This is a genomic window from Bdellovibrio sp. ZAP7 (genome assembly GCF_006874645.1).
Classification (GTDB): domain Bacteria; phylum Bdellovibrionota; class Bdellovibrionia; order Bdellovibrionales; family Bdellovibrionaceae; genus Bdellovibrio.
Genome location: NZ_CP030082.1, coordinates 2,673,215 through 2,699,761, shown reverse-complemented (window position 1 = coordinate 2,699,761; position 26,547 = coordinate 2,673,215). Strand labels below are relative to the sequence as shown.

Sequence of the window (26,547 nt, the reverse complement as noted above, 5' to 3'; positions counted from 1 at the left end):
GTCGACGTACAGGAGTACGCCTCCTCTTCGCGCCTTGCGCTGGCATTTTTGATATCGCTTCTGTTTTGCGATGCAAAGACGTTAATATGCCTAATTCACTTAGGAAATGTCAAATAAGGGAGCGGTAGTCTTCGATTTTGCGAAGCATCATCTGAAGGGTTTCGATCTTTCTTTGGCGAACCATTTCGTCGCGCGGAAGAAGTGGTTTGAGGGGAACTGGCTCGTCAGGTTCATTATAACGAACTTGCAGCGTCTTCATTCGACGTTGAATCTCCGGATGATCGCCAAATTCAACACGTGTGTCCTTTAAAAGTGCGTGAGCTTTTTCAAGATCGTTGCGCACAATGAACGCGTCAATTAGCGATAACATGCGCTCAAAAGCCTTATTTCTAGGCACCGGTTGAGGTTTGAAAACTTCCGTGGCCGCACCGGTTTTGGTGCCCGGATAAGTGGCTTCAATCACTGGAGCATCCAAGTTAACCGCCGGAAGTTTTTCCATCGAAAATACTTCTTCGTCGTACTCATCCGCCGTCAGAGATTCCAGTTTTTGCACGGCTTTTTGTGCGGATTGAGAGTTAGGATTTAAGAACAAAACCATCTTAAAAGCCTTCAAAGCTTCTTTGGGATTTTTGTTCGTCAATTGTAGTTCGGCCAAAAGTTGATGCGCCAAAATGTTCTCGGAAGCCAAGCCTGTGGCCTTTTTCAAGGCTTCAATCGCGCGGCTGATTTGGCCTGCATCGCGCAAAATTTTAGCGTATGTGACCAATCCTCCGACAAATTGCGGATGGCGTTGAACGCCCGCAGTCACAACTTGCAGCGCTTCTTTCATCAGTCCCATTTCTCTATAAGCTTCCGCCAGAGGGGCGAAGACCTGAGAGGTCGGATCCTTTGCGAGGATGTTCTGATATTTTTCGATCGCGCTTGCTTCAATCTTCGGCATACGTCAGATTCTAGTGCACATTCATTGACTTAGCAATACGTTCGGAATGAAATTAAAAGTATGAGTTTGACGATTCTTGGGGTCGACCCCGGTTCCCGCATTACAGGCTTCGGTGTGGTTCGCATCAGCAATGGCAAGATTGAGCACATCAATCATGGCGTGATTTTGCTTGATGCTGTTCAGGAGTTTCCTGTGCGTATGGCAGAGCTTGGTTCTGCTTTTCGTGAAGTGATGGAAAAGTATCGTCCTCAACAAGTCGTGATCGAAAAAATCTTTCTGGGTAAAAACGCAGACAGTGCTTTTAAATTAGGTCACGCACGGGGAGTGATCATGTACGAAGCCGGCCTGGGAAAAGCCGCGGTTTCTGAGTACGCCACTCGCTCGGTTAAAAAAGGTATCACGGGCACCGGTGCTGCAACGAAAGAAGATGTGCAGGCTGTTTTAAAGGCGATGCTAAATATTAAAGTTATCAATCGCATCGACGCCTCGGATGCTCTGGCTATGGCTTGTTACCATGCCTTTGAAATGAAAAAGAACGCAGTTATACAAAGAGCGGTGAGTATATGATCGGTTATTTGCGCGGTAAAATTATTGAAGTATTGAATGATTCAGCTCTGATTGACGTTCAAGGTGTGGGTTACGAAGTGTTGGCATCTGCCAGTACGTTGGGTGACTTTACAACACTGCTTGGTAAAGACATCATCGTCTGGATTCACACGCACGTGCGCGAAGACGCTCTGACTCTTTTCGGCTTTCACGATAAAGAAGAAAAAAATCTGTTTTTGTCTTTGCTAAAAGTAAACGGTGTCGGTCCAAAAATGGCGTTGAGCATTTTGTCTGGCGGTCGTCCCGCACAGATTCAGGAAATGATTGAAGCTGGAAATGCCAAAGCTCTTTCAGGTTTGCCTAAAGTCGGTAAAAAAACGGCAGAGCAAATCATTTTGACCTTAAAAGGCAAATTGGTATCCATCGATGAAGGCAGCAAAGCCAAGTCTGAATCTTTGACGCAAATCACTTCGGCTCTTTTAAACTTGGGTTACAAATCTCAATTGGTGGATCAATTCGTTTCTACTCTTCCGATGACTATCACGGTTGAAGAGGGTGTGAAAAAAGGCTTCCAAACATTGTCAGGAAACTTGTCATGAGTCGCATTATCGAAGGCAGTATTTTAGAGGATGAAATCACTGAAAGCGCCAGCGGTGGTGGCGGTGAGAAGGCTTGGGAAAACGAATTGCGTCCCCAGGATTTCGCTGAGTTTTCCGGACAAGACATCGTAAAAGATAAAATCAAAGTTTTCGTGGCGGCTGCAAAGTTCCGTGGTGAACCTTTGGATCACGTTTTGCTTTCAGGTCCTCCAGGTTTGGGCAAAACAACACTTGCGCAAATCATTGCGAACGACATGGGTTCTGATATCAAAATGACATCAGCTCCTGCGATCGACAAAAAAGGTGATTTGGCGGCGATCCTGACTTCTCTTAAGCCAAACTCTGTCCTTTTTATCGACGAGATTCATCGCTTAAGCCGTCATGTGGAAGAGTATCTTTACACGGCGATGGAAGACTATTACATCGACATCGTTACGGGTGATGGTTTGGGTGCTCGCTCAATGAAATTTCAGTTGGCTCCTTTCACATTGGTGGGAGCGACAACTCGAGCGGGACTATTAAATCCTCCATTTCGTGATCGTTTTGGGATTGTAGAAAGACTTCAGTTTTATGACAAAGAAGCCCTTCAAAAAATCTTGATCAGATCGGCTCGTAAGCTGAATGTGGACATTGACAATGATGGAGCCGCAGAAGTGGCTCGTCGTGCGCGCGGAACGCCTCGTATTGCGAATCGTCTGTTAAAGCGAGTTCGTGATTATGCACAAGTAAAAGGCAATGGCGTCGTCACTCAAGAAATTGCGATATATGCTCTGGATCAGCTAGGGGTTGATAAGCACGGCTTGGATCTTATGGACCGTCGTATTTTGAGCCTGATCCAAGAAAAATATTCCGGCGGGCCCGTAGGTATTGATACAATAGCTGCTGCGCTCAGTGAAGAGCGTGACACTCTTGAGGAAGTGTATGAGCCATTCCTAATCCAGGAAGGATTCATTCAAAAAACTCAACGCGGTCGCGTGATCACTGAATCTGCAAAAAAATCAGTTTTAGAAATCATCCAAGCGGAGAATTAATATGCTTACAAGACAGCCTCTCGTCGTCGAAGTCCTCAGAGGACATGTGGTCGAGAGTGTTCATCAAGTCATGGTGGCTGTGGTGAGCGAAGCTGGTCATCTTTTGCATGGGTGGGGTAATACCAATTACGCCACCTATCCGCGCAGTGCGATCAAGATGCTTCAAGCATTGCCTTTGATTGAATCCGGTGCTGCAGATAAATTTGAATTAAAAGATGAATGGTTGGCGCTAGCTTGTGCTTCCCATCGAGGCGAGCCTAAGCATTTGGAAGCCTTGTCCGCGTGGGCTCACAAAATCGGTGTTGCAGAAAGTGCGCTGGCCTGTGGTCCGCATCTGCCATACAACGAGGCCGCTGCTCACGAATTCATCCGTCATAATAAAAAGCCCACGGCGTTTTGTAATAACTGTGCTGGAAAACATCTCGCACTGATTTCAACCTGTCTGCATTTGGGTGAAGATTATCACGGCTATGAAAAACACGATCACGCCGCTCAAAAAAGATTGCGTAATATTTTGACGGAAACGATGAAAGTGGACCATGGAAAAATTCCTGAAGGCATTGATGGCTGCGGAATTCAGACCTATGCTGTGCCATTGCAGGCGATTGCTATCGGTATGTCGACATTCATCAATCAGCATACAAACGAGCGCCGAAAACAAGCGGCCCAACGTCTGACTCGCGTGGTGACTAGCAATCCTTTTTACATCGCTGGTAGTGACGATTTCGCCACAAGTGTGATTCAAAAGACACAGGGTCGTGCCATAATTAAAGGTGGAGCTGAGGGCGTTTTTGCAGGCTTTCTGCCTGATAAAAAAGTAGCCTTCGCCCTGAAAGTCGCTGATGGCGCGGGTCGCGCGGCTCAGTTTGCGGCCTCACAGGTTTTATTGCATTTGGGTGGAATGAATCTGGATGAAGGCAAGGCTCTCTCAAAATTCACTCAGCCTCACATCACCAATTGGAAGGGTGATATGGTCGGCACCTTACGCATTGCTAAGCCCCAGTAGCTAGTGATAAACTAGCTTCATGTTCTTACAAAAAACGATTCGTAAAAAAACAATGGTAAACGGTATTGGTATCCACTCTGGGGATGCGTGCACGCTGACGTTCCGTCCAGCTCCACCAGATACTGGCGTTTATTTTATTCGTAAGGACTTGCCGGGTTCGCCTTCACTTAAAGTCACTGCTAAAAATGTTCAGGCAACCAGTCATCAAACCACAATCGGTGGCGAGGCGTTTTCGGTAGCAACAATCGAACACTGTTTGTCGGCTTTGTCGGCTCTTCGTATTGATAATCTTTTTATTGAATTAGACGGACCGGAAATCCCCATCTGCGATGGCAGTGCGGGAGAGTTTCTAAAAGCTTTGCTGGACGTCGGCATCGTCGAGCAAGATCAGCCTCGTAAGTATTGCTACATCACAGAGCCGATCTATTTCAGCGAAGGTGAAAAGCACGCCTACGTGGTGCCATACCACGGCCTGCGTGTGACAGTGACGATTGATTTCCCTCATCCTAAAATTGGTAAACAAACGATCGACCTGGATATCAATGAGCAATCTTTTGGTCGTGATATCGCGAGCGCCCGTACTTTTGGTTTCTTAAAAGACGTTGAAGCCTTGCAGGCCCGCGGCCTGGCAAAAGGTGGCAGCTTGGATAACTGTATCGTCCTTGACGGCGAGGCAGTGATCAATCCCGATGGTTTGCGCTGGGCTGACGAATTCGTTCGTCACAAAGCCTTGGACGCCTTGGGAGACCTAGTGACTTTGGAAATGCCGATGATGGGTCATGTGGTACTTTACAAAGCAGGCCACGACGTTATGAACAAGCTGGTTAAAAAGATCTGGGATTCCCCAACATCATACCGCCACGTAGAACTGGGCGCCGACATCTCAGAAGAGGTTCAAAGATTCTCCGGTTGGACACTCGACGCTAGATAAGAGTTTGTTGTGATGCATGCGGTTGCCGGTGCCGAAGTAAAATTCGAAATTTGAAAATAAAAAAAGGCGCTTTTGGGAGCGCCTTTTTTATTATTTCTTTTTAGTTGGTTCGTTTACTGAAACTTCGTTGCCGGTCATTGCGGCTTCCATCAGATCTTTATGGTAGTGCAGGATCACGCTGCCTTGTTGCAGTTGTGGAATTACTTTAGAAGCCATTGCCAATGAAAGAGCAGGGCATCCCCAGCTTACTCCCAAACGACCGAAGGGTTGGCCTGTTTTAGGATTTTTAGAGTTGATGAAGTCTTCACCCACATACCAAGCGCCGTGCAAAACGATGTCGCGGTTATAAGCTTGATCGTTGGAGGGTTGAAGGCCGTACATGCGCAAAGTTTTGCCATAGGAGCCGGAGTAAACTCCGCCCGCCAGATAAAAGCCCAGTGAGGTTTGTTTGGAATCTTTGATGTTTGAAAACTTAGTCGCGTAATTGCTGCTGCCAGAACCCTTGCCGTGAGCCACGTAATAACGAATCACATCGCCGGTTCTTAAGTTGATTAAAAAGAAACGACGAGACGTGGAGGCCTGAGTGAAGTCGATGATAGATACAAGTTCCGGATATTCCAAAGTTACCACGGATGTTGTCGGGCGACGTTCAGAATCGTCACAAGGTCTGATGCTGTCAGGCCATTTTGCGCAATCATAAGTGCTCTGTTGGAAAGAGCGACCATGGTTTTCGTCCAAGAAACGAACCATGCGATCCAATGCATCTGTGGGAACGCCTTGAGATATAATTTTAGCCATCACAGCTGAAGAAGGAGCTGCGATCGCAGTCGTCGTCATCAGAGAAACTAAGGCACATATAATTAGAGCGAATTGTACTTTCACAGATCCCCCCGGATATACTGACAGTTCAAAATTTGGTGCGTTATTCGAGGATATAGAAGCGAAAAACCGAAGAATCAACCACGCAAAGTAAATTCTGCATACTTTCCACGACTTTAATTGCACACTTGCAAGAACACCCAGTGAAACACCCCTCAAAACGTCCAAGTGCCATCTCACACCCACCGTAAACAAAGCAAAGCGTCAAGCAACCTCAGGACACTCACACCTTTTTTGAAATTCCCAATGAATGAAACCGAAATTTGGCGGAAGCGAAGAGGAGCCCTCTGCATGCAGCGACCTCCGTCGGCGCAGGATGCGCGAACCGGCAAAGCCGGCGACGGTGAGCCCGGATGGCGTGTCGCGGAATGCAGAGGGCTCCTCTTCGCTTCCGCCAAATCCCCGCGCTACAACCAGCAGGGATTTCAATAAAAGTGTTTTACATTTGGGATTTTAGGTAAGTGACGATGTCGATATCAGGCGCCGTTTGTGCTCCCACACCAGGTTTTGGGCCCGAGCCCAATTGATCAACAGTGTAGTCCATGCGCACGTCATAGCGACGATCTGTTTGGTTGCGCAACCATCTTTCGGCGTCGAACCATGCACGTTTGTTTTGATCATCCGTGCAAGATTGAAGCTCTTGTGGTTTACGAGCACCCCAGCGCATTTCCGGGCAGTGGTACGGGTCGAAGCTCATGTTGAAAAGTCTTTGGCGGGCGGCCTCAAGATTCATCAACAAAGTTTGGCCATTTGAAGTCGTGTAAGAGAACTTACACATCGTTGCTTCCTGCGCATAAACCGCAAAAAGATCTTTCGCCAAGTTTCCGCCGTTATAGCGAAGCGTGCGATCGCCGGCGCGATATTTCTTCATCGCTTTTTGCGCTTGATTCAAAATATCCACGAATGATGTTTTTAGACGGGCATCACGAGAAGGAGTGGCGTAAGACTCCCACTCACCAGTCGCGCCAAAGATATTCACTGGCAGACGATCCGGATGTTGTTTCAAAGGAATGCCTTCGCGTCTTGCCATTTCCACAGCTGCCACGCGGTCCTTTAATGAAGAACAAATATCAATCACTTCGAATTTCATATCCAAAAGAGGATCGATGACGGGTTCACCATTAGTCAGTTTCAATTGGACGTATTCAAAGTAGTTAGTGACTTGGCCTTTGAAAACGAACTGACCTTTTTTCCAATCGCCGCCTGGATCTGGGGCGTTGCCGTAGTACTGTTCAGTTCCGTAAGCGGCAAGGTTTCTGTTGTCGGCGGCCTCGATACGGCCACCGATGTAAGTGCCGTTATCCATATCAGCGCCCACCAATTGCAAAGGGCGGAAGTTTTTAAACCCGGCACCTTGGCCAGGAATCGAACGCATAAATTTAGAAGTGTAAAGACCCATCGTCAAAGTGTTGTCAGGGTGAGCGTCGATGTATAAAACGCGGCCCGCTTCTGTCACACGGTAAACGATCGCCACGTGACCATTTGGATCGTAAATCACGGTCCCTGGGCGAATACCCACGCGGTCCAAGCGAGCAGGATAGAAATCAGAATATGTGGCACCCTGAACATCACCGATCATCCGGTAAGCCGCTGTCGATACAGTGTTGATCAAATCAGAATTCAAAAAGCTAACAGCGTCAGGATAAACCGGACGGCGTAAAGCATTTTTCTTCGTCAAAACATCTTTGCGATACTTAACGGAGTTACCGTTTGTGGAATAGCGAATGTCTTTGTTGAAGTCTTCAGGTCCTGCTGGATTTGCAGTGAAACCTGTCGCTTGAGAAAATGGCAGACCACTTTTCCAGGCAAAGTAAGCACGAAGATAGTAAGGAAGATCCGCGCAGTCTGCGAAGAATTTAAGTCCACCTGGATCTGTTCCGTAAAACATATTGGCTGGGCTGTTCAGGCATTCCGTCACAGTAGCACAGCGGCGATTCTCAACGGCATTTCCCAATTTAGTAACGAACTGACCGAATTGATATTCGTGTTCTTCAGTCCAAGCGGGCTGAGTGATGCGCCAGTCGCGGGCGCCAGCCTGGACTGATGTTGTGGCAGTAGATCCCAACACGAGTAAGAACAATGCTAATGTTGATTTCATTTTGACTCCATAGTTCAAGGGCGAAAAAGAGGGCCCGTTTATAGCGCGAACTATGGAGTTTGGCTCTGGAAACTCAATCGGATTTGTGGATTTGCAGAACTTTCATGGCATCTTTAGTATACATTACGTTTTGGTAGCTTGAATTTTCTTGGCGAACTTCCAAAATTTGTTTTCGACGCCTAACTTTTTGATCAAGTAAGCCTCTGCTTTTTCAGGGGAAATCGCCAAAGACTGCTCCCAAAGCGGCTCAAACAGTGTTCGGCTTGCACCCACCGCAGTAGATGGAAAACTCGAGTCCTCAACTTCACCAAAAGCCACAATCAAAAGGCGTTGCCACAAGGTTTTCATCGCGCGGTTGTAGGTGGATTCCATATCTCGGCCCTGCAGATCGGCGATTTCCTTCAGCTGCTTCGTCGATAAGGGGGAGTCCATCTCCAGGGCCTCCAAGATGACTTGGCTGTTCGGAGAAAGGGGGGCCTCGCTGCGTTGAAAAGCCAGCATATTCACAAAAGCTTCTTGAGAGAAAAACGTCGCACGATTCTGGTACCATTTTGCATAGACGACTTTGCCAGAGCGAGAAAGTTCCTCTTTCAAAAGCCACAGGTCAGAAACCTTGTGATCGGCATCAGCATCCCACTCCCAAACCATCTTGGATCGAGGCCACAGGTGGGCCCATAACGAATCCGGTTCCGGACTGTTTTTAATTGGGTACACCAGCAAAATTCCTTCTTGTTCGATGGCCTGAATAGCCTTCTGTTTCTTCATTTTTAAAGTAAAACAAGTTCACAAATGTTTGGCAATTTATGTCGCGCTGTCAGGTATTTTGACACTCAGAAAATATCTTCCCAATAGGTTTTCAACAACTCCTCACAAAGGTCAAATTTTTGTGGTTTTTCACTCTGTGTGTTACCTATTTCACCCATACGTATGACATTAAAAACAAAAGCCTTCCGATTCTTTTACAAAGCCCATATTTATCTCGGTCTCTTCGTGGCCGTGCATTTCATTTTTCTTAGCATCAGTGGTTCGATTTTACTTTTCAAAGAAGAAGTTGAAGGTTCCGTTCATGAGACGGTAGCTGTGCCTGCGGAACAGACTTCAATGTCGTATTCGACTTTGTTGTCGGATGTTCTTAAGAAATTTCCCGGCGAAAGACCTCTTGCTGTTTTCAAAGACGACGAACACGAAAACATCGTAAATGTGCGCCTGGGGATGAACGATTCCAAAATGTTCCGTGGGGCCCGCAAGCTCATGTTTGATTCGCGCACCGGTGCAGAGTTGAACGCGGAAGCCGGCAAAAGTTCTTTCATGGACTGGATGCTAAAACTGCACCGTGAGTTCTTCTTGGGTTCTTACGGGAAAATGTATGTGGGTTTTATTGGTTTGCTGTATTTCTTTGTGATGCTTTCGGGATTTTTCATTTATGGAAACTTCGCCAAGAAAGTCGCTTTCGGTGAAGTTCGCATCAAATCGCCTCGTCATTGGTTTTCAGACATGCATCGTTACATCGGTATCGGTGTCTTTGCTTGGGGTTTGATTATTGGTGCGACGGGCTTCTTTTTGGGAATCAGTTCGACGTTGATTAAAGTTTACCAATATCAGGAACTGAAAGAAATCAATCAGCAGTACAAAGATATTCACGGTGACAATGATCATGCCCACAATGCTTCTGTTTTGGATCAAGTGATTAAAACATCTGGACAAGCTTTGCCGAACGCAAAAGTTGATTACATCGCCATGCCGGATACTCAGTTCTCTCCGCCGAATCATTTCTTGGTGGTGATGGTGGGGAACACGCCACAAACGGAGCGCATGACTCAGTTGGTGGTGGTGGATGCCGCAACGGGAACTCAAGGTGAAGTGCGTGAGCTCCCTTGGTATATGAAGATCACTTTGGCATCGGAGCCTTTGCACTTTGGAAATTACGGCGGGCTATTTTTGAAAATCGTCTGGTTGGGCTTTTCGATCTTCTCGTTGTTGCTGCCGATCTTTGGTTTGGTGATTTGGTACAAACGTAAAAAAGCCACTCAGGTCAAAGGGGTTTCCATGGAAACTCGCAAGCTGTCGGATAGTCTTTTGTTTAAAAACCGTTTTGCAATTCCTTTGGTTTTATTTGTCGTGACCGCGGTCATGATTATTGGAGCCTTTATTTTGGGTGGCACATTTGCCATGGCGTCAGGTTACATTCTTTTGATTCCATTGATTTTGACGGGAGCTGTTGTCTTGCGTGGAAAAAGGGGCAAATCGTGAGTTTGGCGATCCTGGCGAACCTTAATACCATCACGTTCAGTGCGCTGCAGATTCTGCTGTTCACGCTTTTGCCATATTTGGCAGAAACGATGCACGTCAGTCTGTCCTCGGTCGTGGCGACATTCAGTGCCGGGTCGTTCTTGTTTTTGTGGTCTTCTCCTTATTGGGCTGCGAAAAGTGATAAGGTCGGTCGTCAACCGATCTTGCTGGCGGGCCTCGCGGGGCTGGGTATTTCCACTCTGATGTTGTGGGCACTGACTCAATGGGGTGAAAAAATCGGTCCCGTTGCGGTGCTGGTGGTATTGATTATCAGCCGCGTGATTTATGGTTTGTTAGCTTCTGCTGTGGTGCCGGTTGCGCAAGCTTTGCAAGTGGATTTGTCTGAATCCAAATCTGCGATGAAGGCGATGATCTCAAACTCCATGAGCTTGAACATTGGTCGCTCCTTAGGGCCGATTTATGTTTTGGTCAGCGGTGGCCAAAACATGGATCAGGTTTTGGTAGGATTCTTGTTCTGGATTATGGCATTGCTGGCGTTGAATGTGTGGGCTCTTCGTTTGCCAGCGCCGCACATGAAATCTGCTGTCGCGAAAGAATCCGGAGTCTCTGCGTGGGGCTTGGCATTTAATCGCATGCGCTGGGTTTTCTTGTTAGCCGTCTTGTTCACAAGCTTTATCGGTATTTTGAATTCATCGTTGGCAGTGATACTGAAACACAGTTTTTCTTTATCCAGTCAGGACTCTGGTATCTTGATGGCCAAATTATTGTTGGTGAGTGCTATTATTGCCGTCGCCACTCAATTCTTAGGACGTATGTTCTTTAAAAATCCTTGGCAGGGCGCTTTGGTTCTGGGGGCGTTGACGCTCCTTGCGGGTTCCATTCTATTGCAAGTGATGAACCTGGAATCGCAACTTTGGACAGCGATTGTGTTTTTATCGGTCGGGATTGCTTTGGTTCCACCATGTTACTTAACGTTGATGACGGCGGTGGATCCTGAGCACGTGGGTTTGGGGCGTAAAGCTGGCATCGTCAGTGCTGCGAACACGATCGGTTATGCCGTGGGTGGAGCCTTAGCAGCCTTTACTTTGAAAATTAAAATATTCTCCTTAGAAACACTGTTGGTGTCATTGGTTGTTCTGATGATGGTCAGCATTGTCATTCTTTATCGCCAGCGCACCGTCGTAGCTGGGGAGGCATAATATGAATTTGCACGAACTTTCTCTTCGTCATTCAGCTTCTTGTTTCTTTAACTCTCTTTTCCGCGAGTGGTTTGATTATTCCATTATAGAGGCGCCGGCAGCCATTTCTGTTAAGACAGGTTGTAAGCAAGCCTTGGTGGTGAATCTGAAGGATGGCGCGGCCATGTACTTGCCACTTACGCGCAGTTCTTTGATGGGGCGTCATCAATATCATTCTTTATTCTTCATTCAAAAAGACAGCGTTCTGATAGAGGCTGACTTTTTGACGGTCGCTTCAGAGTTGGCGAAACATTTAACGACCATTTTTCCGAACAGCTTGGGCAATGATGCGGTCTTTCTGGAACGCTTAAAAAACAGCATGGAAAACATTGAACTGGCATTGGGGCACCGTCAAGAGGACTTGCAAAGCATTTACTCTGAGCCGATGAACTTCCAACAGGCGGAGCAAGGTTTGATGATCGGGCATAACTTTCATCCGTATCCGAAAATGCGTGAAGGCTTCGATGAGGCCGACTATCGCCAGTACTCTCCAGAAATGGCAGGAAGTTTCGCTTTGAACTGGTTCCTGGCAAAACCGGAAGTGGTCGCCAATGAAAAAGCCGACAAGTTCCACGTTGAACAATGGACTTTGGATGCTTTCTTAAATGACTTTGAAAATTCAGAACAGGCATCCGCTAAGTTAAAAGCAGGTTTTATTCCGTTCCCAGTGCATCCATGGCAAAAACAGCACCTGGTGAAAAATCCGGTGGTACAAAGCTATTTGCAAAAGGGTGATCTGATTGATTTAGGTCAAGCCGACAAAAAGTGGTATCCGACGACTTCATTGCGTTCGATTTATGGGGCGCATTCTCCGTATATGATGAAGTTTTCTTTAACCCTGCGGTTGACGAATTCCATTCGTCACCTGACTCCGGTCGAAGTGGTTCGCGGTCTGCAGGTTTATGATGTTTTTATGACTTCGAAAGCTCAGGAGTTTTCTCGCAAACATCCGCAATTCCACATCGTCTTTGAACCTGCATTTATGGCACTAAAAGATGCGGCTGGCGAAATTTTGACGGAATCTATTGTGGTCTGCCGTGAAAATCCATTTACGGAAAATAACAATGAGGAAGCGGTCGTGCTTTCGACTTTGGCTCAGGATAACCCTTTGGGTGGTGAAAACCTGATTCAAAAAGCCATTCGTAAGGAAACTGAAAAAACTCATCGTTCATTGCGTGAGATTTCTCAGCAATGGTTTGCGCGTTATCTTGAAGTGGCAGTTAAGCCCTTAGTGCATGCTCAAGCCAATTACGGAATTCTTTTGGGTGCTCATCAGCAAAATCTGATTTTAAGCCTGAAAGCTAATTTTCCAGAAAAAGCTTACTTCCGTGATTGCCAAGGGACGGGTTACAGCCACTTTGGCTTCTCATTGTACGGCAAAGATGTTTCCAGCCTAAAAATGGAAAACGGAAATATTCTGGATGATAAGGGCAATATCCTGTTTGCGTATTACCTTATGATCAATTCAACCTTTAACGTTATTGCCGCGATCGCTGCAGACGGTTGGGTGAGTGAAGATGAGTTGGTAATGGATTTGCGTAACTTTTTGTTGGCTATTCGTGCATCGAATCCGCAGGACTTGTCTTGTTTGAACTATCTTTTGGATCAGGCAGAAATCTGGCACAAAGGCAACTTTACTTGCAGTCTGCAAAATTTAAACGAAAACACGACGGCCAATCCACTGGCTATTTACAATCTGATTAAAAATCCCATTGCTGCGGCAATAACAGCAGAGGCTTAGGACGATTTATGAAACAAACTTACTTGCATGTTCAAGAAAAGAAGAACTTTACCGCAGAACTAGCTGACGGAGTTCTGACCGTTTCAGGACCTGAAGTCACGGTAAAGTTTAATATCGAAGACAGTGGCGAGAAAATTCAGCTGAGCGCAAAAGAAACTTCTCCGGCATCTTCATTGGTTGCCATGGAGCATCTGTTTGTGAATAAGCCGGAACTTAAAACGATTTCAGTAAATCAAACAGCCACGCATCGTGCCGACTTTTATCAAAACCCAGCATTGTGGTGCACGTATGGGACGCAAACTTTGAAACCTGAGCAGTGGATGTATTCTGGCGATGTTCACCATCCCATTCGCCCACAACCACGTCCAGGGGATTTGCTTTATTCGCGCTTTGTGCCAAGCATTGGTAAGACGATTAGTTTCCGTGTGGTCGATGTCGAACGTGATCTAAAAACTTTTCATTTCTGGCACAATCAACCCTATGTGAACGAATTTTGGGAACTAGCAAAACCAGAAGCAGAACTTAAAGAATATCTGGAAAAAGGTTTGGTGGACCTGCATTCCATTCCAACCTTCGTGGAGTTTGACGGTGTTCCTGTTGGTTATTTCGAGATGTATTGGACTCTTGAAGACCGTTTGGGTCCTTACTATGACTCTGAAGCCTTCGACCGTGGTTTCCATTTGTTGATCGGAAACATGGAATACCTGGGCTTTAAAAATACTGACGCGATTCTAAAGTCTGCCAGCCATTACTTGTTTCTGGAAGAACCACGCACGCGTAAAATCATGGCCGAACCACGTTCAGACAATCAACGTATCATTCGTTATGTTGAGACTTTCCCCGCATGGAGAAAAGTGAAGGAATTTGATTTCCCTCATAAACGTGCAGCCCTTCTTGAATGCCGCCGCGAAAAGTTCTTTTTAGGGAACTTCCTGTGAATTTAAAAGCGAACACACTTCATTCTGGATCTGCATGGGTGCGGGTCAATCAGAACCTGGTGGCGAAAAGCCTTCAGGAGCTTAGCTATGAGCAAATTCTGAAGCCAGCCACGACGGACGGCCAAAATTTCGTGTTCGCATTGCAAAGTGGTATCGAATACCACTGTCAGGGGTGGCAGGGGATTTGGACCGATATCAAAGTCGAAGCTGATTCCATCGTTCGCGTCGTTGACGGCATTAAAATGCCGGTCAAAAGCGCAGGCCAATTCTTTATCGACTGCCAAAAAGAAACTGGCATGGATGACATTATTCTGGGGAACTTCTTAGAAGAAATGCACAACACATTGTTTTCGGACCTGCGCATTGAACAAAAACAGGCAGAACAAACTTCAACTGAAATGACGAAATGGTCAGGCCTAAAAATTCAATCAATCCTCAATGGCCATCCCAAACTTTTGCTGAATAAAGGCCGCATCACGTGGAGTGAAGGGGATCTGGCAGAGTTTGCACCTGAAAGTCAGCCTTTGATTCGTTTGATGTGGTTGGCAGTTCGTAAAAACTCGGCCTTGGCAGCCCAAATGCCAGGAGTAAACACCGACGTTATTTTGGCGCAGTCCATGGATGAAGCGGAACTAAAACGTTTCAATCAAGAGCTTACGGAACTTGAAATCAACAAGGCAGAGCACGTTTTCGTTCCTGTTCACCCATGGCAGTGGGATCGTTTTATTCAGGTTCAATTTGCCGCGGAACTTTCCACGGGCGTGATCAAAGCTTTGGGAGTTTTCGGTGACCAATATCAACCGCAAATTTCGATTCGTACGCTTTCAAACGTCACTCGTCCAGGTCTTTGGGATATCAAACTTCCAGTTACGATCCTAAATACTTCCAGCATCCGTGGTATTGCCGCGAAATACATTCCAGTGGGTGGTGAGCTGTCGCAAAAGATGAACGACATCTGCGCGAAAGACGACGTTCTTAAAAACGTTCAAGTCTTAAGTGAAAAAGCGGGCGTAAGCTTTCAACATCCGATCTATAGGCAATTGGCTTTGGCTCCATATCGTTATCACGAATACTTGGGCGCCATCTGGAGAGAGTGCGCAGAATCCAAAGCGGGTGTAGGAGAAACTTCAGTTTTGACTGGCAGTTTCTTCCATAAAGATACCGATGGAAAATCATTGTTGGGTGCTTACGTAAAGGCTTCGGGGCTGACCATGTCACAATGGCTTCGCCAGTATTTCGAAGTCGTCGTGGTGCCGCTGTACCACCTGCAACTGAAATACGGCATTGGCCTGGTTTCCCATGGGCAAAACATTGTTTTGAAACTTAAAGATCACGCACCGGTGGGGTTGATCATTAAAGACTTCCAGGGTGATCTTCGCGTGGCGAAGGGTTCTGTTCTGGTCGAGGAGTCTGCTAACTTGGCGAGCCATTTGTTGCAGCTTCCTCGCAATTATTTGATTCACGATTTGTTCACGGGACATTTTGTCACGGTTCTACGTTTTATCTCGGAAGTTTTGCAGGAGTGCGATGGATACTCAGAATACGAATTTTACGGAATTCTGGGCGAAGTCCTTCGCGATTATCTTTCAACTACGGGGAAAAACCTGAATGTGGATGACAGCGTCAACCTTCTGGCGGAAAAAATGCCTCGTGTGCTGGTAAATAAGGTGCGTTTCAAGATCGGCTATGCCGACTCCCACGAACGCCCAGTCCCCATGGTCGGTGACGAACTTATGAATCCCATTGTGTTGGGATTGAATAAAGGAGCACTGTAAGATGGAACAAAAATACAATCTTATAGGAATTGGTATCGGCGTCTTCAATCTAAGCCTTGCGGCCTTGGCAGATAAAACTGCGGGGATCCACAGTGCTTTCTTTGACGGTAAACCAAGTTTCGACTGGCACTCAGAAATCATGTTTGCAGATTCTGAAATGCAAACCTCTTTCTTAAAAGACCTGGTGATGGGAGCGGACCCTACAAACCCGTATAGCTTCATGAACTATCTGGTTCAAAATGGTTTGTATTACTCTTTCATGAATACGAATCGCCAAGTGGTGACTCGCCGTGAATTTGAAATGTACTGCCAATGGGTCAGCAAACAATTGAACCACCGTTTGAACTTTGGCGCGCAAATCGACGAAGTAAACTTCAAAGACGGTCAGTTCCTGGTTCGTTCTGGTAACAACATCGCTAAATCCGACAATATCTGTATCGGAACGGGTCTAACTCCCAACGTTCCTGATTTTGCCAAAGACTTCATCGGTCCTAAAGTATTTCACGCAAAATCTCCTTATCTTAAAACATTGGATGTCACTGGTAAGAACGTTGTGGTGATTGGTGGCGGTCAGACAGGGATTGAAATCTTCCGCAACTGCTTTAAAGGCAAATGGGGCGAGCCATCCAGCACTCGTCTGATTTCCAGCCGCGCGAACCTGGAGCCACTAGATAACTCTCCGTTCGTTAACGAATACTTCACACCCTATTACGTAGAAGAATTCTTTGGCTTGGATCAAAACCTTAAAGATCCTATCGTTCGTCATCAAAAGATGGCTTCTGATGGAAATACACCAGAGTATTTGGAAGCTCTTTACAATGACATCTACCAACTTCGACACGTTCATCAAAGTGAAGCGATCGTAGAGATCTTGCCTTCGCGTTGCATGGATCGCCTGGAAGAGGCCGGGAGTGGCTATAAACTGACTGTCAGCAGCACGTTTTCGAACAAAACGGAAACGCACCATGCTGATATCGTGATTCTAAGCACGGGCTTTAGAACTCGCATCCCGCACATCATCGAGCCGATTCAACACATGATTGATTTTGATAACACCGGCCGCTTTATTTTGCAGAAGAACTTTTCTGTGAAATGGAAGGGCCCTTCGCAGAATAAGATCTATGCCATGAACTTTAGCCGTCATGGGCATGGAATCTCTGAACCGCAAACGAGCTTGATGGCCTGGAGATCGGCGACCATCTTGAACGACATGCTGGGTAAAGAGCACTACAAAACATCTAAAATGGTTCCTAATTTTGTTAGTTATAAAGGATTATAAAAGGGAAAGAAGGAAGAGACAGTAATGAGAATTTTCATCGCAGTATTGTTCACGATCCAGGCAAGCCTCGCGCATGCCCAGACGGCGGAACAAACACCACAGACGACACCAGAGACGGCGACAACGGAAAAACCCGCAGAAACCTACAAACTGCAACAAGTGCAGATTTTGGGGAATAAAGAAGACAAATCCTACTTGGAAAGTACAGAGTCCATTACTGTCATCCAAGCTGAGTCCTACGATAAAGGGGTTAAGGCCGACTCCTTGAAGTCCATCAATGGTCTTCCCAACGTTCAAGTGAATAAGAACGACAATACTTTCAGCCTTCGCGGTATTAACAATATCGGCGTGACAGGGTATCAAAAAGACAACTTGGCATCGATCCTGGTAGACGATGTATTCCAAACGGATCTCGCCATCTCTGCTGGCGCTTTTGATTTCTGGGATTTGGATCACGTAGAAATCTATCGGGGTGCTCAATCCACAACTCAAGGTATCAACTCGCTCGCGGGTAACATCCTTTTGTTCCACCGTAAAGCCACGGATGCGACCGAGGGCGCAGCTAAAGCCGGTTTTGGCAGCTACGGTTACAAAGAAGTCGGCGTGGTGTCCAACTATAAACTAAGCGAAGACCTTTTTGGTCGTACTTCTGTGAACGTAGAACGTTATGATGGCTTCATCGAAAACGTAACGACGGGCAATGATCGTTGGGGACGTCAAGATAAGAATTATATCTCCCAGGATTTGGTTTATAAATTGAATGCGTTCGACGAGATTCGTTGGAACATCAAAATTCTCAACAATGAAGCTGGCGGTACATATTCGCAATCGACAGATCCTTTTGATTATAAAGTTTATGAAGATGTCGACAACCGTGCATTGACGAACAATCAACAAACCAGCCTTCGTTATACTAAAAAAATCAACGAGAACTCATCGAATGAAACGATTCTGGCTTACTCGCAAAGTGACCAAGATGCGACTGCTGACGCGGATGGAACTTCGGCTGCGACTGCGGGAACTCGTTACGAAGATCATAAGGACAGCTATCTCAGCGTTGAAAACCTGTACAAATACCAAAGCGAAAAAGTAAAGAACGTTTTGGGTTTGCACTATCATGACTACGTTATCAAAGATGACTACAACTTTAACGTGTTAGCTCCAGGTCCTATCCCAGTTCGTCAAAAAACTGAAAAGTACCAAAACACCTATGCGATCTTTGATTCCATGCTTTATAAGTTCAATGAAAATCATGCGTTGAACTTGGGTCTTCGCTATGAGTATATGCAGAACAAATACGATTCTTACATCGTTTACGGTTCAACAAGAACTGCCAGCGGAAACGAAGAGGGCGGCATCCTGCTTCCTAAAATCGGTTACATCCTGACGGAAGGTATTAGTTCTTACGGTATTTCCTATACTCAAGGGTATCGCACGGGTGGAGTCAGCGTGAATCGTTGGACGTCAACCGTGGCCGAGTACGACCCAGAAACGACTCATAACTTTGAATTAAGCTATAAGCGTGTTCAAGATCAGCTGAAAGTGGCTGCGAACGTGTTTTACACTCACTGGGTGGATCAACAGGTTCTGGTACAATACGCAGCGAACAATCCCTACAATTCAGCGATCGTGAATGCGGCAAGCTCTGAATTGTACGGTGCGGAACTGGAAGCGACTTACAATATCAATGCCCACAATGCGCTGACGGCAGGTGTGGGTTACAACCATACACGCTTCATCGACTTTAAAGGTCCTTTAAATCAAAACTATGACGGTAACGAGTTCCCCTTCGCCAGCCCATGGACAGGAAGTGTGAACTATACCTTTAAGCCGACAGATGCCTGGAACTGGGATAATACACTTCGCTACTTGTCTTCAAGCTATGGCGATGCTGCGAATACCAAGTCGGCTCCGGAGCAATGGTACTTGGATACGTCTTTGGCGTACTTAATGGCGCAATGGAAATTGAACTCTGAGTTCTATATCCGTAACGTCCTTGACCAAAAATATGTAACCTACGATGCAAGTAACGCCTACTATGGAACAAAAGTTTACCAAGTGAATTCGCCACGCGAATTCGGCGTGCGCGTAACATACTTCTGGTAACAGATTTAAAATAATGAAACACACAAAAGGCCTCCGCCGAAACGGGGCCTTTTTTTATTTCCGTGCTGCATGCGGTTACCGAAGCGGAAATAAACGCTGATTCGATGTGTGAGTTGCATCTTCATTGGGAATACGTCTAAGATTTAAGAATGAGAAATTTCGTCTTTATCGTCGGCCTTGTGGTTTCTTCCGTCACTTTCGCAATCGGCATTGATTGCAATTGTCGCGGGAGCGGTGTTTGCCGCGATCGTGGCGATGGCAAAGTCGTCTGTGTAGGAACCACGATGGGTGCGGGTAAGAAGGGTGATAACTGCGCGGGGGCGGCCGGTCTGTGCGCTTATCCGTTAAGATGTCAGGATCGTGGCGACAAAGTGATGTTGTGCCTGGATTCGTCTCCCAATGCCGGTAATAACGGTGATCTTTGCGGCGATAACAATTCCTACTGTAAATACCCAACGCGCTGTAAAGACCGCGGTGACGGCATCAAAGCCTGTGTGGGAGGCGAATACGGCCAGGGGAGTGCAAATCAGCTATGTGCCTCCCAATATGACTTTTGCAAAAAACCTTTAGAATGCCGCAACGACACTGAAGGCATTCAAAAATGCACTCCTTAAATCACTTCGTTGACGAAGTTAATATTCACCACGAGTGAACTCTAATATTCAAACCAAATATTCCCCCAATCCTCTGTTTTAAGCAGGGGAATGCGGTGCTTTTTAAGTCGATAAATCACTTCTGCATGGGGATGTTTGTAACGGGCATAGCGGGCTGATGCGACGGCCATACTAAGATGTGGCAAGTGAGTTAAAAGCTCTTCCGATGTGCTGGTGCGCGAGCCATGATGCCCCAGTAGCAACACGCGCGTTTCACGCACCCAAGGTAAGTTCTGCCATTGAGTTTCGGTTTTTACCGGTGAATCTCCGGGGAATAAAAAACCTTTGTAAGACGTAATCTGGCTTGCAGCATTTGTATCGACTTTACCTGCAGACTTTTTTGATTTTTTAAAAACCGTCAAACCTTGCCAATGCGGAACATCCAACGTCTCGGCGCAATCAGAAAACTTTTCGAGCAGACGCATTTTTCCCGGCGACGAACTTCCCTGCGGCCTCATCGCAAGACAACTCTGCCACGATAAAGGCCATTTCGCTAACGCACCGATATGATCCCAATCCCAGTGGCTGAGGTAAATTTTGTTACTTTTATCGCGGCAAAGCTTGGCGATTTTTCCCCAGGGAAATCGTTCGCCGCCCACGTCAAAATGTCGGCAGGTGGTGTCGTCAATGGACGTCGCCCATTGTCCTTGGCCGACGTTCCATATCACGAGATATGAGAACACTGATTTATTTGCCACGGGTGTGGCGCTGAAAGTTATCAACAAAATCGAGAACAGTGAAAATCTTAACACCCACTCCACGCAGCATCCTTTCCTTGGCGAAGTCGCAATCGAAAAAAGTGAAAAAAGATGTGCCACGCAAAAATCCAAAACCATAATGTGGATATTGAAATCTGTTTCGCAGAGACCATGGGAACAGGTTCAGAGGCCCATTTCAGGATTTGTGCAAAGCCCGTCATCACAAAATCAAAGGCCGCCACTACCGATGGAATGATGACGCTTGCAAACCCTAGCGGTAGTAAAATGTAAGACACCACCGGCCCTAATAACAAATTGTAAAGCAGTGCGAGGGGATGAAGTGAACTCAAGCCCCACAGTGGAGCACACATGAAAATAAAAACTGCGCATTGATTGAACAACAAGCGATGAAAAACATTTCTTATTTTTAGCAACGATGTCCATGCCAGTGCCAAACTGGCACACCAACTCATCAGCAGTGATGGTGAGTTCCACCACGCAGGAAAAAGCGCGAGTGTGAAACATCCCGCAATCATCGTCATCAAATCCGGTGGAAATTTCCAACCACGAGATTTAAAAAGTCCTCGCAAACCCAATGCAGACAAGGCTCTTACGGCGGGTGGTTGCCAGCCAACTATTAGGGAGTAAAAGCTCAAAATTAAGAATCTTACAAAAAATGGAATTCTTAAAACTGCGAAAAGTTCGTCGAGCAAAAGAAGATGAGAACCTGAAATGATGAATATATGAATCAGTGATGTCTTCACTAAATTCTGTTTCAGGTTCTGATCGCTGAGTTTTTCGCCACACACTATTGAGGTCAGTGCAGAGTAATTTTCTGACTCGCGCGGAATGAATGTAAGACACTTTTGTTGATAACTCTGAGAAAGGCTTGATGCATTATTCAGCATGGTGTCCTGCGTGCAATTGCTCAAGCTCAAGGCAAGGAGAATAAGAATAATCATGAATTCGAGGACTTAGCAAAAAGCGCCGCAGACGTGGTTTCTAAAATAATCTGTCGTGAGTCCTCTGCGTCCGTGTAAGTCGGATTGTAAGATCTGAAATTAGAGCGCTGAAAAACAGTGCGATTTTAAAAAATACGGCAGTAAAATCATATGCTTATCCCGTGCTTAAATTTCATGCAAATCGCTGAAACCCTTGAAATTCAACAGGTCCAAGGTCCAGCATTACAATAACTCAACATTTTGTGTGGATAAGTCTGCTTGTTTGCACTTTGGATTGCATGTCATACTGGTAAAAGATCAAGGAGTGTCGAGAGATGAAGCAACTAGGACGATTGGCAGCAACACTACTTTTAAGCTTACCTTTGGCTGCAGCAGCCAAGTCAACAAACACAATCAAAGGCGCCGCACAAACTCCCAAACAGCAAGCACTGTTGGTGGAATTGACGGGACAAGATTTCAGGAAACAATCTGACACGGCCCTGTATGCTGAAATGGTAAGCGCTTCTCAACGCGATGATGAGATCGGCTTAAAAAGCCGTCTACAAAGCCTTTTGACGCGCTTTCCAGCGAGCACTTATGCGGATAATGCATTGTTTCTGGCGGGCAGAATGGCTGTTGAGCATAACAACTTCCCTGAAGCGATTCGCTATTTCGGTCGCATCGAAAAAGAATATCCGAACAGCGATAAAGCGGCGAGTGCACGATTTGCGAAAGCCATGACATATAAAAAAATGAATCTGCCACAGTTTGCGAAACGTTCCCTTGTGGAAGTGAGAGCTAAATATCCTGGCAGCCCAGAATCCTTCAGAGCAGATGCTGAACTGAAACAGTTCAACTAAGAATAATCACCACTTGCAAGGATGCAAAAAGTGAAGAACAAGAAGTTCTCAGTCTCATTGACGATTATATTCTGTGCGCTTTTGGTGCAATTCCAAACTGCGCACGGTCAGGATGCACCGCCACCAGATACAACGTGGGATGCAGATCCATTGGATGTATTAGAACCTAAAAAAAGTGAAACTCCCATAGAGCCGAGTGTTCCTGAATTTACGGAAATTCAACCGGGCTCTTCGTCGGGGCAAAGTGTTGAAACTCCGCCACCCCCAGCAGCGCCTGATGTACCCACTCCGGAAATTTCTGCACCGAACGATGTGCCGGCACCAACTCATGCCGATGCTTCGTCAAGTTTTTCAGATGCAGGTAGCAGTGATCCGGATTTCAATAAAGAAAATCGATTCCACAATATCTACAAAAAGTACAACGCGCAGCCCACTTCAGATGAAGCTTGGGACAAAGCCGTTGGAGCTCGTAAATCCGAAGTTTATAAGGTCGAAAAGGGTAACACTCTTTGGGATATTTCTAACACGTTCTTCGGTGATCCAAACTTCTGGCCGAAACTTTGGTCATTGAATAATGGATCGATTTTAAATCCCCATGAAATCACTCCGGATATGAATATAAAATTCTATCCAGGTACGATGATGGATGCGCCAACTCTTGCTGTCGCAGGTAAGGAAGGCGAAACTGTCGCTGAATCTGAAGGTGATAAAATCGTTGAACCAAGTATCAGTGAGCCTCCGGTGCCACCAACTCGTCGTAAGCACACTCCCGTGCTTGGCTCACTTCCGAACAGTTTGCCGAAAGGTCGCTTCGGTGTATTTGATGACAGCTCTGCTGTGGAAATTGAATTCAGAGAAAATAAAATGCCGATCCCTTACGAGTATCTGACTTATTTCGTAGCAGATAACGAAGTTCCGGGCGCAGGAACTATCACTGCAACGGAACTGGATTCACAAACGGCGAACGAATTCCAATACGTGTATGTAAAATTAAATGGTAACCAAGAAAAGAACTACATCGTTCAGAAAAATATGGGCGAAGTGTTTGATCCCGCTGTGAAAGGTCGTAAAGGCCGCATGGTGGAAGTTCAAGGTGGTTTAGAAATTCTAGAAAAAGTGAATGCTGAAAAAAATATTTATCGCGCGATCGTTAAAAAAGCGATTCAGCCGGTGGAAGTTGGCGCCGTTCTGGTTCCAGGCGAAGTTCCAATGATCGATCCACGTCCGGGTACAGTGAATAACTCTGCCAATGCGAAAATCATGGGAGGGGAGTTCGGAAAAAAACGCGGTTTGTTTGGTTCAAACTCTTTGGTGTTCTTAGATGGTGGTTCGGCCCGCGGATTTCAGGTGGGACAAAATCTGACAATTTTTGCAGACAGTGCCCTTCGCAATCGTCAAGCCAATGCGGTTTTGAATGATCGCAATATCGGTAGCTTGAAAATCGTCAATGTGACGCCAAACTTTGCCACAGCTTATGTGACGACTTCTAACGAAGATATCTTGTTGGGAGACTATGTCGGTGTGGGAGCAAAAACGGCTTCAGCAGGCCCTGATGTTCAGGAAAGTCATACACCAGAATCGAAAGATCAAATTGATGAAGAATTGGATTTAGGTGGCGCCCCTCCTGTTTCGCCGGAGTCCGGATCTGAAGACCTTGATCTTGAGTTGTAATCACTAATGAAGGGCTCTGCAAATTGCAGAGCCTTTTTTTATGACTGAAATCCATGCTCTCTCCCAACTTATAAAATCCCATCCCCTGTATCGCGTTCACCGCGACGAAATTCATCAAACTTATTTGCGTCTTTCTCAGATCGGTTGTCTGACAGAATTTTATCTCCGCCAGGCCATGCAGGAATATCTGCCCGAACTAGGAGATTCTTTAGAAAAGAATTTTACCTTGTTTAAAGATCTGTGTGCCGAAACTGTGCGCTGGAAAATGCAGGGCATGCAGTTCATTTGTTATGGTGATCCCTTATTTCCGACACAGTGTTATCGTATGGCAGAGCCACCACTGACGCTTTCTTATCGCGGCTCTCCTTGTTGGATGATTGAGCGCTCGATTTCCATTGTCGGCAGTCGAGAGCCCAGTGCGGATTCCTTAAAATGGATGGAACAAGAGCTGGCTTTATTTTTAGAAAAGCAAATGCCGTTGGTTATCAGTGGTGGTGCCCGTGGAGTAGATCAAAAAGCGCATTCATTGGCTTTGCGTAAGAGCATTCCGACCGCGGTGGTGCTACCTTCGGGACTAGGGGAAATGTATCCCAGCAGTTTGCGGGAATGGATCACTCCCGTGCTTGATCAGGGAGGCTGTTTCATCAGTGAATACGATCCGCAGCAGGTGATGCATAAACGTCTTTTTCATCATCGCAATCGTCTGATTGCGGCGCTTGGTTGTGCCACTTTATTGGTGGAGGCAAGACGTCGCAGTGGAACTTTGATTACTGCACACCAGGCCGCAGAGCTTTCGCGTCCAGTTTGGGTTGTGCCGGGTCATCCGCTGGATCCGCATTTTTTAGGCGGCCTGGATTTACTGTTGGATGGCGCGCAAATGGTGCGTGATGCCCAAGATTTGTCCACCTTATTTCACTCCGAGTTATTGACGGACAATTTTAAAACAGCAGGTATTGTGGGTGTTTCGAGCGATTCCCACTAGGGATAGTGGCTCATTTTGAATGACAAAAAGGTACTGAAAAAAGTGAAATGATCTAAAAAAATCTTTTGCAAGGGGTGGGGAGTTGCTCTTACCATTTGATTCAAGGGAGGGGCGATGTGGTCAAGGATGACCGTGGTAGTAAGGATGCTGCTGCATCGCTCTTATTTTAAGACCGCCCCAACCTCCAGCTGAAACGATCTCTTCTAATTCCAATTTTTTCTTAAAGACTGAAGCGCGATCCCACCGAAAATGATGTTTGGCGCCCAGATTGCTATGGCGACAGGAAGCGAACCACTGCGTGCAGCACCTTCGGCCGCGACATAAAGCACCCAATAGAAAATAATAATCCCGATACAAAGAATCATACCGCCAGCCTTCGCTGCACGGCGATTGGTTGTTGTTCCTAAGCCTACGCCAATCAAAGAAAAGACCACGCAAAGAATAGAAATCGCCCAGCGTTTGTGAAGTTCCGTCTGCATAATACGATGCTCTTCCGGATCTTTGAAATCTTGTTTCAAGCGGTTTTTTACTTCTTCTAGTGTCAAAGAAGGCGGAGACTTAGCGCGTTCTTCATATTGATCCGGTTCAGAAAAATGCACATCGTAAGTGTCAAAACTAATCTTAGTGTGCGTTTTCGCCTGACGGTGAATTTCACCATTTTGTAAACGAAGCAAAACTTCCTGACCAGGACGCTCAGGATCTGGTAAAAGGCTTCCTTCTTTAGCAATAACGGTCAAAGGAACATCGCCATTTTTCTCGTCATAAATAAAGACTTTGCGAAGTTTGCCGTTTTTGGAATCCACTTCATTGGCGTAAACCACCATATCAAAGAAGCCTTCTGCAAAAGTTCCCTCTTTGATAACGGCTGTAGCTTTGGTGTTTGCCAAACGTGTGAACAAAACCTCGAACTGGCGATTTCCCCAAGGAGCGATCACAAATGAGGTCTGTGCAGAGACAATGCCGACAATCAAAGCTAAGAGCAGTGCCGGGATTATCAAAGTTCCCATTGCCAGGCCCGATGCTTTCATCGCCACGATTTCAGAATCCTGACTTAAGCGACCGTAGGTAAGAAGGACCGAGAAAAGCAAAGCCATCGGGAACAGCACGGGCAGAAGTGAAATAACGACATATCCCACGATTTCACCGATGGTTTTTAAAGCGACGCCGTGGACAAGCGCAAACTCCGTGAGACGCAAAACCTGGAACATCAGGATGATGGAAATGAAAACCAAAAGACCGAGGACGAAACTTGGAAGCATCTCGAAAAAAATGTACTGCACGGCTTTCTTGCCATTAAAGATACTGAACATGGGGTTCATTGTAGTAGGGAGGAAATCGTAAGTCATCGCGCCCATCGTCCAGTCTGTAGTTTGACCGAAAGCTCC

The 26,547-nt window shown here is 46.2% G+C and carries 23 protein-coding genes; 16 read left to right on the top strand and 7 right to left on the bottom strand.

Features of this window, described 5'->3' with window-relative positions; translation table 11 throughout:
- Positions 1 to 109: 109 nt before the first annotated feature.
- Positions 110 to 940 (bottom strand): tetratricopeptide repeat protein, encoded by an 831-nt coding sequence (locus DOM22_RS13025; RefSeq protein WP_142700794.1) that lies wholly within the window; start codon positions 938 to 940, stop codon positions 110 to 112.
- 60 nt (positions 941 to 1,000) lie between these two features.
- Between DOM22_RS13025 and ruvC the strand changes: the two genes are divergently transcribed.
- From ruvC to lpxC, 5 genes are read left to right on the top strand one after another with little or no spacing between them, the layout of a single operon-like run.
- A complete protein-coding gene (gene ruvC / locus DOM22_RS13020; RefSeq protein ID WP_142700793.1) occupies positions 1,001 to 1,507 on the top strand; it encodes a crossover junction endodeoxyribonuclease RuvC in 507 nt (168 codons plus the stop codon).
- Positions 1,504 to 2,085 (top strand): Holliday junction branch migration protein RuvA, encoded by a 582-nt coding sequence (gene ruvA / locus DOM22_RS13015; protein ID WP_142700792.1) that lies wholly within the window; start codon positions 1,504 to 1,506, stop codon positions 2,083 to 2,085. The genes ruvC and ruvA overlap by 4 nt, the downstream gene beginning before the upstream one ends.
- Positions 2,082 to 3,116: a Holliday junction branch migration DNA helicase RuvB gene (gene ruvB, locus DOM22_RS13010; protein ID WP_142700791.1), complete on the top strand. Its 1,035-nt coding sequence runs from the start codon at positions 2,082 to 2,084 to the stop codon at positions 3,114 to 3,116. Before ruvA ends, ruvB begins: the two co-directional genes overlap by 4 nt.
- 1 nt (position 3,117) lies before the next feature.
- A complete protein-coding gene (locus DOM22_RS13005) occupies positions 3,118 to 4,122 on the top strand; it encodes an asparaginase (protein WP_142700790.1) in 1,005 nt (334 codons plus the stop codon).
- A 19-nt stretch (positions 4,123 to 4,141) separates the two neighbouring features.
- Entirely contained in the window at positions 4,142 to 5,053 is a 912-nt protein-coding gene (gene lpxC, locus DOM22_RS13000) for a UDP-3-O-acyl-N-acetylglucosamine deacetylase (protein WP_142700789.1), read from the top strand.
- A gap of 90 nt (positions 5,054 to 5,143) precedes the next feature.
- Here the strand turns inward: lpxC and DOM22_RS12995 are convergent, their stop codons facing one another.
- From DOM22_RS12995 to DOM22_RS12985, 3 genes are all read right to left on the bottom strand, one after another.
- On the bottom strand, positions 5,144 to 5,935 hold the full coding sequence (locus DOM22_RS12995) for a murein L,D-transpeptidase catalytic domain family protein (RefSeq protein WP_246845632.1): 792 nt from the start codon (positions 5,933 to 5,935) through the stop codon (positions 5,144 to 5,146).
- A 436-nt stretch (positions 5,936 to 6,371) separates the two neighbouring features.
- Positions 6,372 to 8,030, bottom strand: coding sequence for a hypothetical protein (locus tag DOM22_RS12990; protein WP_142700788.1), 1,659 nt, complete (start codon positions 8,028 to 8,030; stop codon positions 6,372 to 6,374).
- 123 nt (positions 8,031 to 8,153) lie between these two features.
- Positions 8,154 to 8,795 (bottom strand): hypothetical protein, encoded by a 642-nt coding sequence (locus DOM22_RS12985; RefSeq protein WP_142700787.1) that lies wholly within the window; start codon positions 8,793 to 8,795, stop codon positions 8,154 to 8,156.
- Between the two features lie 162 nt (positions 8,796 to 8,957).
- Here DOM22_RS12985 and DOM22_RS12980 point away from each other — a divergent pair, with 162 nt between their 5' ends.
- From DOM22_RS12980 to DOM22_RS12945, 8 genes are all read left to right on the top strand, one after another.
- On the top strand, positions 8,958 to 10,280 hold the full coding sequence (locus DOM22_RS12980; protein ID WP_142700786.1) for a PepSY domain-containing protein: 1,323 nt from the start codon (positions 8,958 to 8,960) through the stop codon (positions 10,278 to 10,280).
- A complete protein-coding gene (locus DOM22_RS12975) occupies positions 10,277 to 11,479 on the top strand; it encodes an MFS transporter (RefSeq protein WP_246845630.1) in 1,203 nt (400 codons plus the stop codon). The genes DOM22_RS12980 and DOM22_RS12975 overlap by 4 nt, the downstream gene beginning before the upstream one ends.
- A 1-nt stretch (position 11,480) precedes the next feature.
- Positions 11,481 to 13,259, top strand: coding sequence for an IucA/IucC family siderophore biosynthesis protein (locus DOM22_RS12970; RefSeq protein WP_142700784.1), 1,779 nt, complete (start codon positions 11,481 to 11,483; stop codon positions 13,257 to 13,259).
- An 8-nt stretch (positions 13,260 to 13,267) separates the two neighbouring features.
- Complete coding sequence (locus DOM22_RS12965; protein WP_142700783.1) at positions 13,268 to 14,197, top strand: GNAT family N-acetyltransferase; 930 nt, start codon at positions 13,268 to 13,270, stop codon at positions 14,195 to 14,197.
- The gene (locus DOM22_RS12960; protein WP_246845629.1) at positions 14,194 to 15,972 is read left to right on the top strand and encodes an IucA/IucC family siderophore biosynthesis protein; all 1,779 of its coding nucleotides are present in this window, start codon (positions 14,194 to 14,196) and stop codon (positions 15,970 to 15,972) included. The genes DOM22_RS12965 and DOM22_RS12960 overlap by 4 nt, the downstream gene beginning before the upstream one ends.
- A gap of 1 nt (position 15,973) precedes the next feature.
- On the top strand, positions 15,974 to 17,251 hold the full coding sequence (locus DOM22_RS12955; RefSeq protein ID WP_142700781.1) for a lysine N(6)-hydroxylase/L-ornithine N(5)-oxygenase family protein: 1,278 nt from the start codon (positions 15,974 to 15,976) through the stop codon (positions 17,249 to 17,251).
- A 24-nt stretch (positions 17,252 to 17,275) separates the two neighbouring features.
- On the top strand, positions 17,276 to 19,357 hold the full coding sequence (locus DOM22_RS12950; protein ID WP_142700780.1) for a TonB-dependent receptor: 2,082 nt from the start codon (positions 17,276 to 17,278) through the stop codon (positions 19,355 to 19,357).
- Positions 19,358 to 19,506: 149 nt separating this feature from the next.
- Complete coding sequence (locus DOM22_RS12945) at positions 19,507 to 19,971, top strand: hypothetical protein (protein ID WP_142700779.1); 465 nt, start codon at positions 19,507 to 19,509, stop codon at positions 19,969 to 19,971.
- A gap of 41 nt (positions 19,972 to 20,012) precedes the next feature.
- On the opposite strand, the gene DOM22_RS12940 is transcribed toward DOM22_RS12945, so the two are convergent.
- Positions 20,013 to 20,771, bottom strand: coding sequence for a ComEC/Rec2 family competence protein (locus DOM22_RS12940; RefSeq protein ID WP_246845628.1), 759 nt, complete (start codon positions 20,769 to 20,771; stop codon positions 20,013 to 20,015).
- Positions 20,756 to 21,670 carry a ComEC/Rec2 family competence protein gene (locus tag DOM22_RS12935; protein ID WP_142700778.1) on the bottom strand — a complete coding sequence of 305 codons (915 nt, stop codon included), beginning with the start codon at positions 21,668 to 21,670 and terminating at the stop codon, positions 20,756 to 20,758. Before DOM22_RS12935 ends, DOM22_RS12940 begins: the two co-directional genes overlap by 16 nt.
- A 314-nt stretch (positions 21,671 to 21,984) precedes the next feature.
- On the opposite strand from DOM22_RS12935, the gene DOM22_RS12930 reads away from it, so the two are divergent.
- Genes DOM22_RS12930 through DOM22_RS12920 form a run of 3 tightly spaced genes read left to right on the top strand, consistent with a single transcriptional unit; the run spans position 21,985 to position 25,162 of the window.
- Positions 21,985 to 22,509, top strand: a complete 525-nt coding sequence (locus DOM22_RS12930; protein WP_142700777.1) for a tol-pal system YbgF family protein — start codon at positions 21,985 to 21,987, stop codon at positions 22,507 to 22,509.
- Between the two features lie 21 nt (positions 22,510 to 22,530).
- On the top strand, positions 22,531 to 24,180 hold the full coding sequence (locus DOM22_RS12925; protein ID WP_371715235.1) for a LysM peptidoglycan-binding domain-containing protein: 1,650 nt from the start codon (positions 22,531 to 22,533) through the stop codon (positions 24,178 to 24,180).
- A 40-nt stretch (positions 24,181 to 24,220) separates the two neighbouring features.
- On the top strand, positions 24,221 to 25,162 hold the full coding sequence (locus DOM22_RS12920) for a DNA-processing protein DprA (protein WP_142700775.1): 942 nt from the start codon (positions 24,221 to 24,223) through the stop codon (positions 25,160 to 25,162).
- 203 nt (positions 25,163 to 25,365) lie between these two features.
- Here DOM22_RS12920 and lptF read toward each other — a convergent pair whose 3' ends face one another.
- Complete coding sequence (gene lptF / locus DOM22_RS12915; protein WP_142700774.1) at positions 25,366 to 26,472, bottom strand: LPS export ABC transporter permease LptF; 1,107 nt, start codon at positions 26,470 to 26,472, stop codon at positions 25,366 to 25,368.
- Positions 26,473 to 26,547 lie beyond the last annotated feature (75 nt).

Excerpts from the sequence above, each read along its gene's own strand:
- DOM22_RS12970 (WP_142700784.1), top strand. The coding sequence starts at position 11,481 with ATGAATTTGCACGAACTTTCTCTTCGTCATTCAGCTTCTTGTTTCTTT.
- DOM22_RS12930 (WP_142700777.1), top strand. The coding sequence starts at position 21,985 with ATGAAGCAACTAGGACGATTGGCAGCAACACTACTTTTAAGCTTACCT.
- DOM22_RS13025 (WP_142700794.1), bottom strand. The coding sequence starts at position 940 with ATGCCGAAGATTGAAGCAAGCGCGATCGAAAAATATCAGAACATCCTC.
- DOM22_RS12950 (WP_142700780.1), top strand. The coding sequence starts at position 17,276 with ATGAGAATTTTCATCGCAGTATTGTTCACGATCCAGGCAAGCCTCGCG.
- DOM22_RS12920 (WP_142700775.1), top strand. The coding sequence starts at position 24,221 with ATGACTGAAATCCATGCTCTCTCCCAACTTATAAAATCCCATCCCCTG.
- lpxC (WP_142700789.1), top strand. The coding sequence starts at position 4,142 with ATGTTCTTACAAAAAACGATTCGTAAAAAAACAATGGTAAACGGTATT.
- DOM22_RS12955 (WP_142700781.1), top strand. The coding sequence starts at position 15,974 with ATGGAACAAAAATACAATCTTATAGGAATTGGTATCGGCGTCTTCAAT.
- ruvC (WP_142700793.1), top strand. The coding sequence starts at position 1,001 with ATGAGTTTGACGATTCTTGGGGTCGACCCCGGTTCCCGCATTACAGGC.
- DOM22_RS12980 (WP_142700786.1), top strand. The coding sequence starts at position 8,958 with ATGACATTAAAAACAAAAGCCTTCCGATTCTTTTACAAAGCCCATATT.
- DOM22_RS12965 (WP_142700783.1), top strand. The coding sequence starts at position 13,268 with ATGAAACAAACTTACTTGCATGTTCAAGAAAAGAAGAACTTTACCGCA.
- DOM22_RS12990 (WP_142700788.1), bottom strand. The coding sequence starts at position 8,030 with ATGAAATCAACATTAGCATTGTTCTTACTCGTGTTGGGATCTACTGCC.
- DOM22_RS12925 (WP_371715235.1), top strand. The coding sequence starts at position 22,531 with ATGCAAAAAGTGAAGAACAAGAAGTTCTCAGTCTCATTGACGATTATA.
- ruvA (WP_142700792.1), top strand. The coding sequence starts at position 1,504 with ATGATCGGTTATTTGCGCGGTAAAATTATTGAAGTATTGAATGATTCA.
- DOM22_RS13005 (WP_142700790.1), top strand. The coding sequence starts at position 3,118 with ATGCTTACAAGACAGCCTCTCGTCGTCGAAGTCCTCAGAGGACATGTG.
- DOM22_RS12945 (WP_142700779.1), top strand. The coding sequence starts at position 19,507 with ATGAGAAATTTCGTCTTTATCGTCGGCCTTGTGGTTTCTTCCGTCACT.
- DOM22_RS12985 (WP_142700787.1), bottom strand. The coding sequence starts at position 8,795 with ATGAAGAAACAGAAGGCTATTCAGGCCATCGAACAAGAAGGAATTTTG.
- ruvB (WP_142700791.1), top strand. The coding sequence starts at position 2,082 with ATGAGTCGCATTATCGAAGGCAGTATTTTAGAGGATGAAATCACTGAA.
- lptF (WP_142700774.1), bottom strand. The coding sequence starts at position 26,472 with ATGTTCAGTATCTTTAATGGCAAGAAAGCCGTGCAGTACATTTTTTTC.
- DOM22_RS12935 (WP_142700778.1), bottom strand. The coding sequence starts at position 21,670 with ATGATTATTCTTATTCTCCTTGCCTTGAGCTTGAGCAATTGCACGCAG.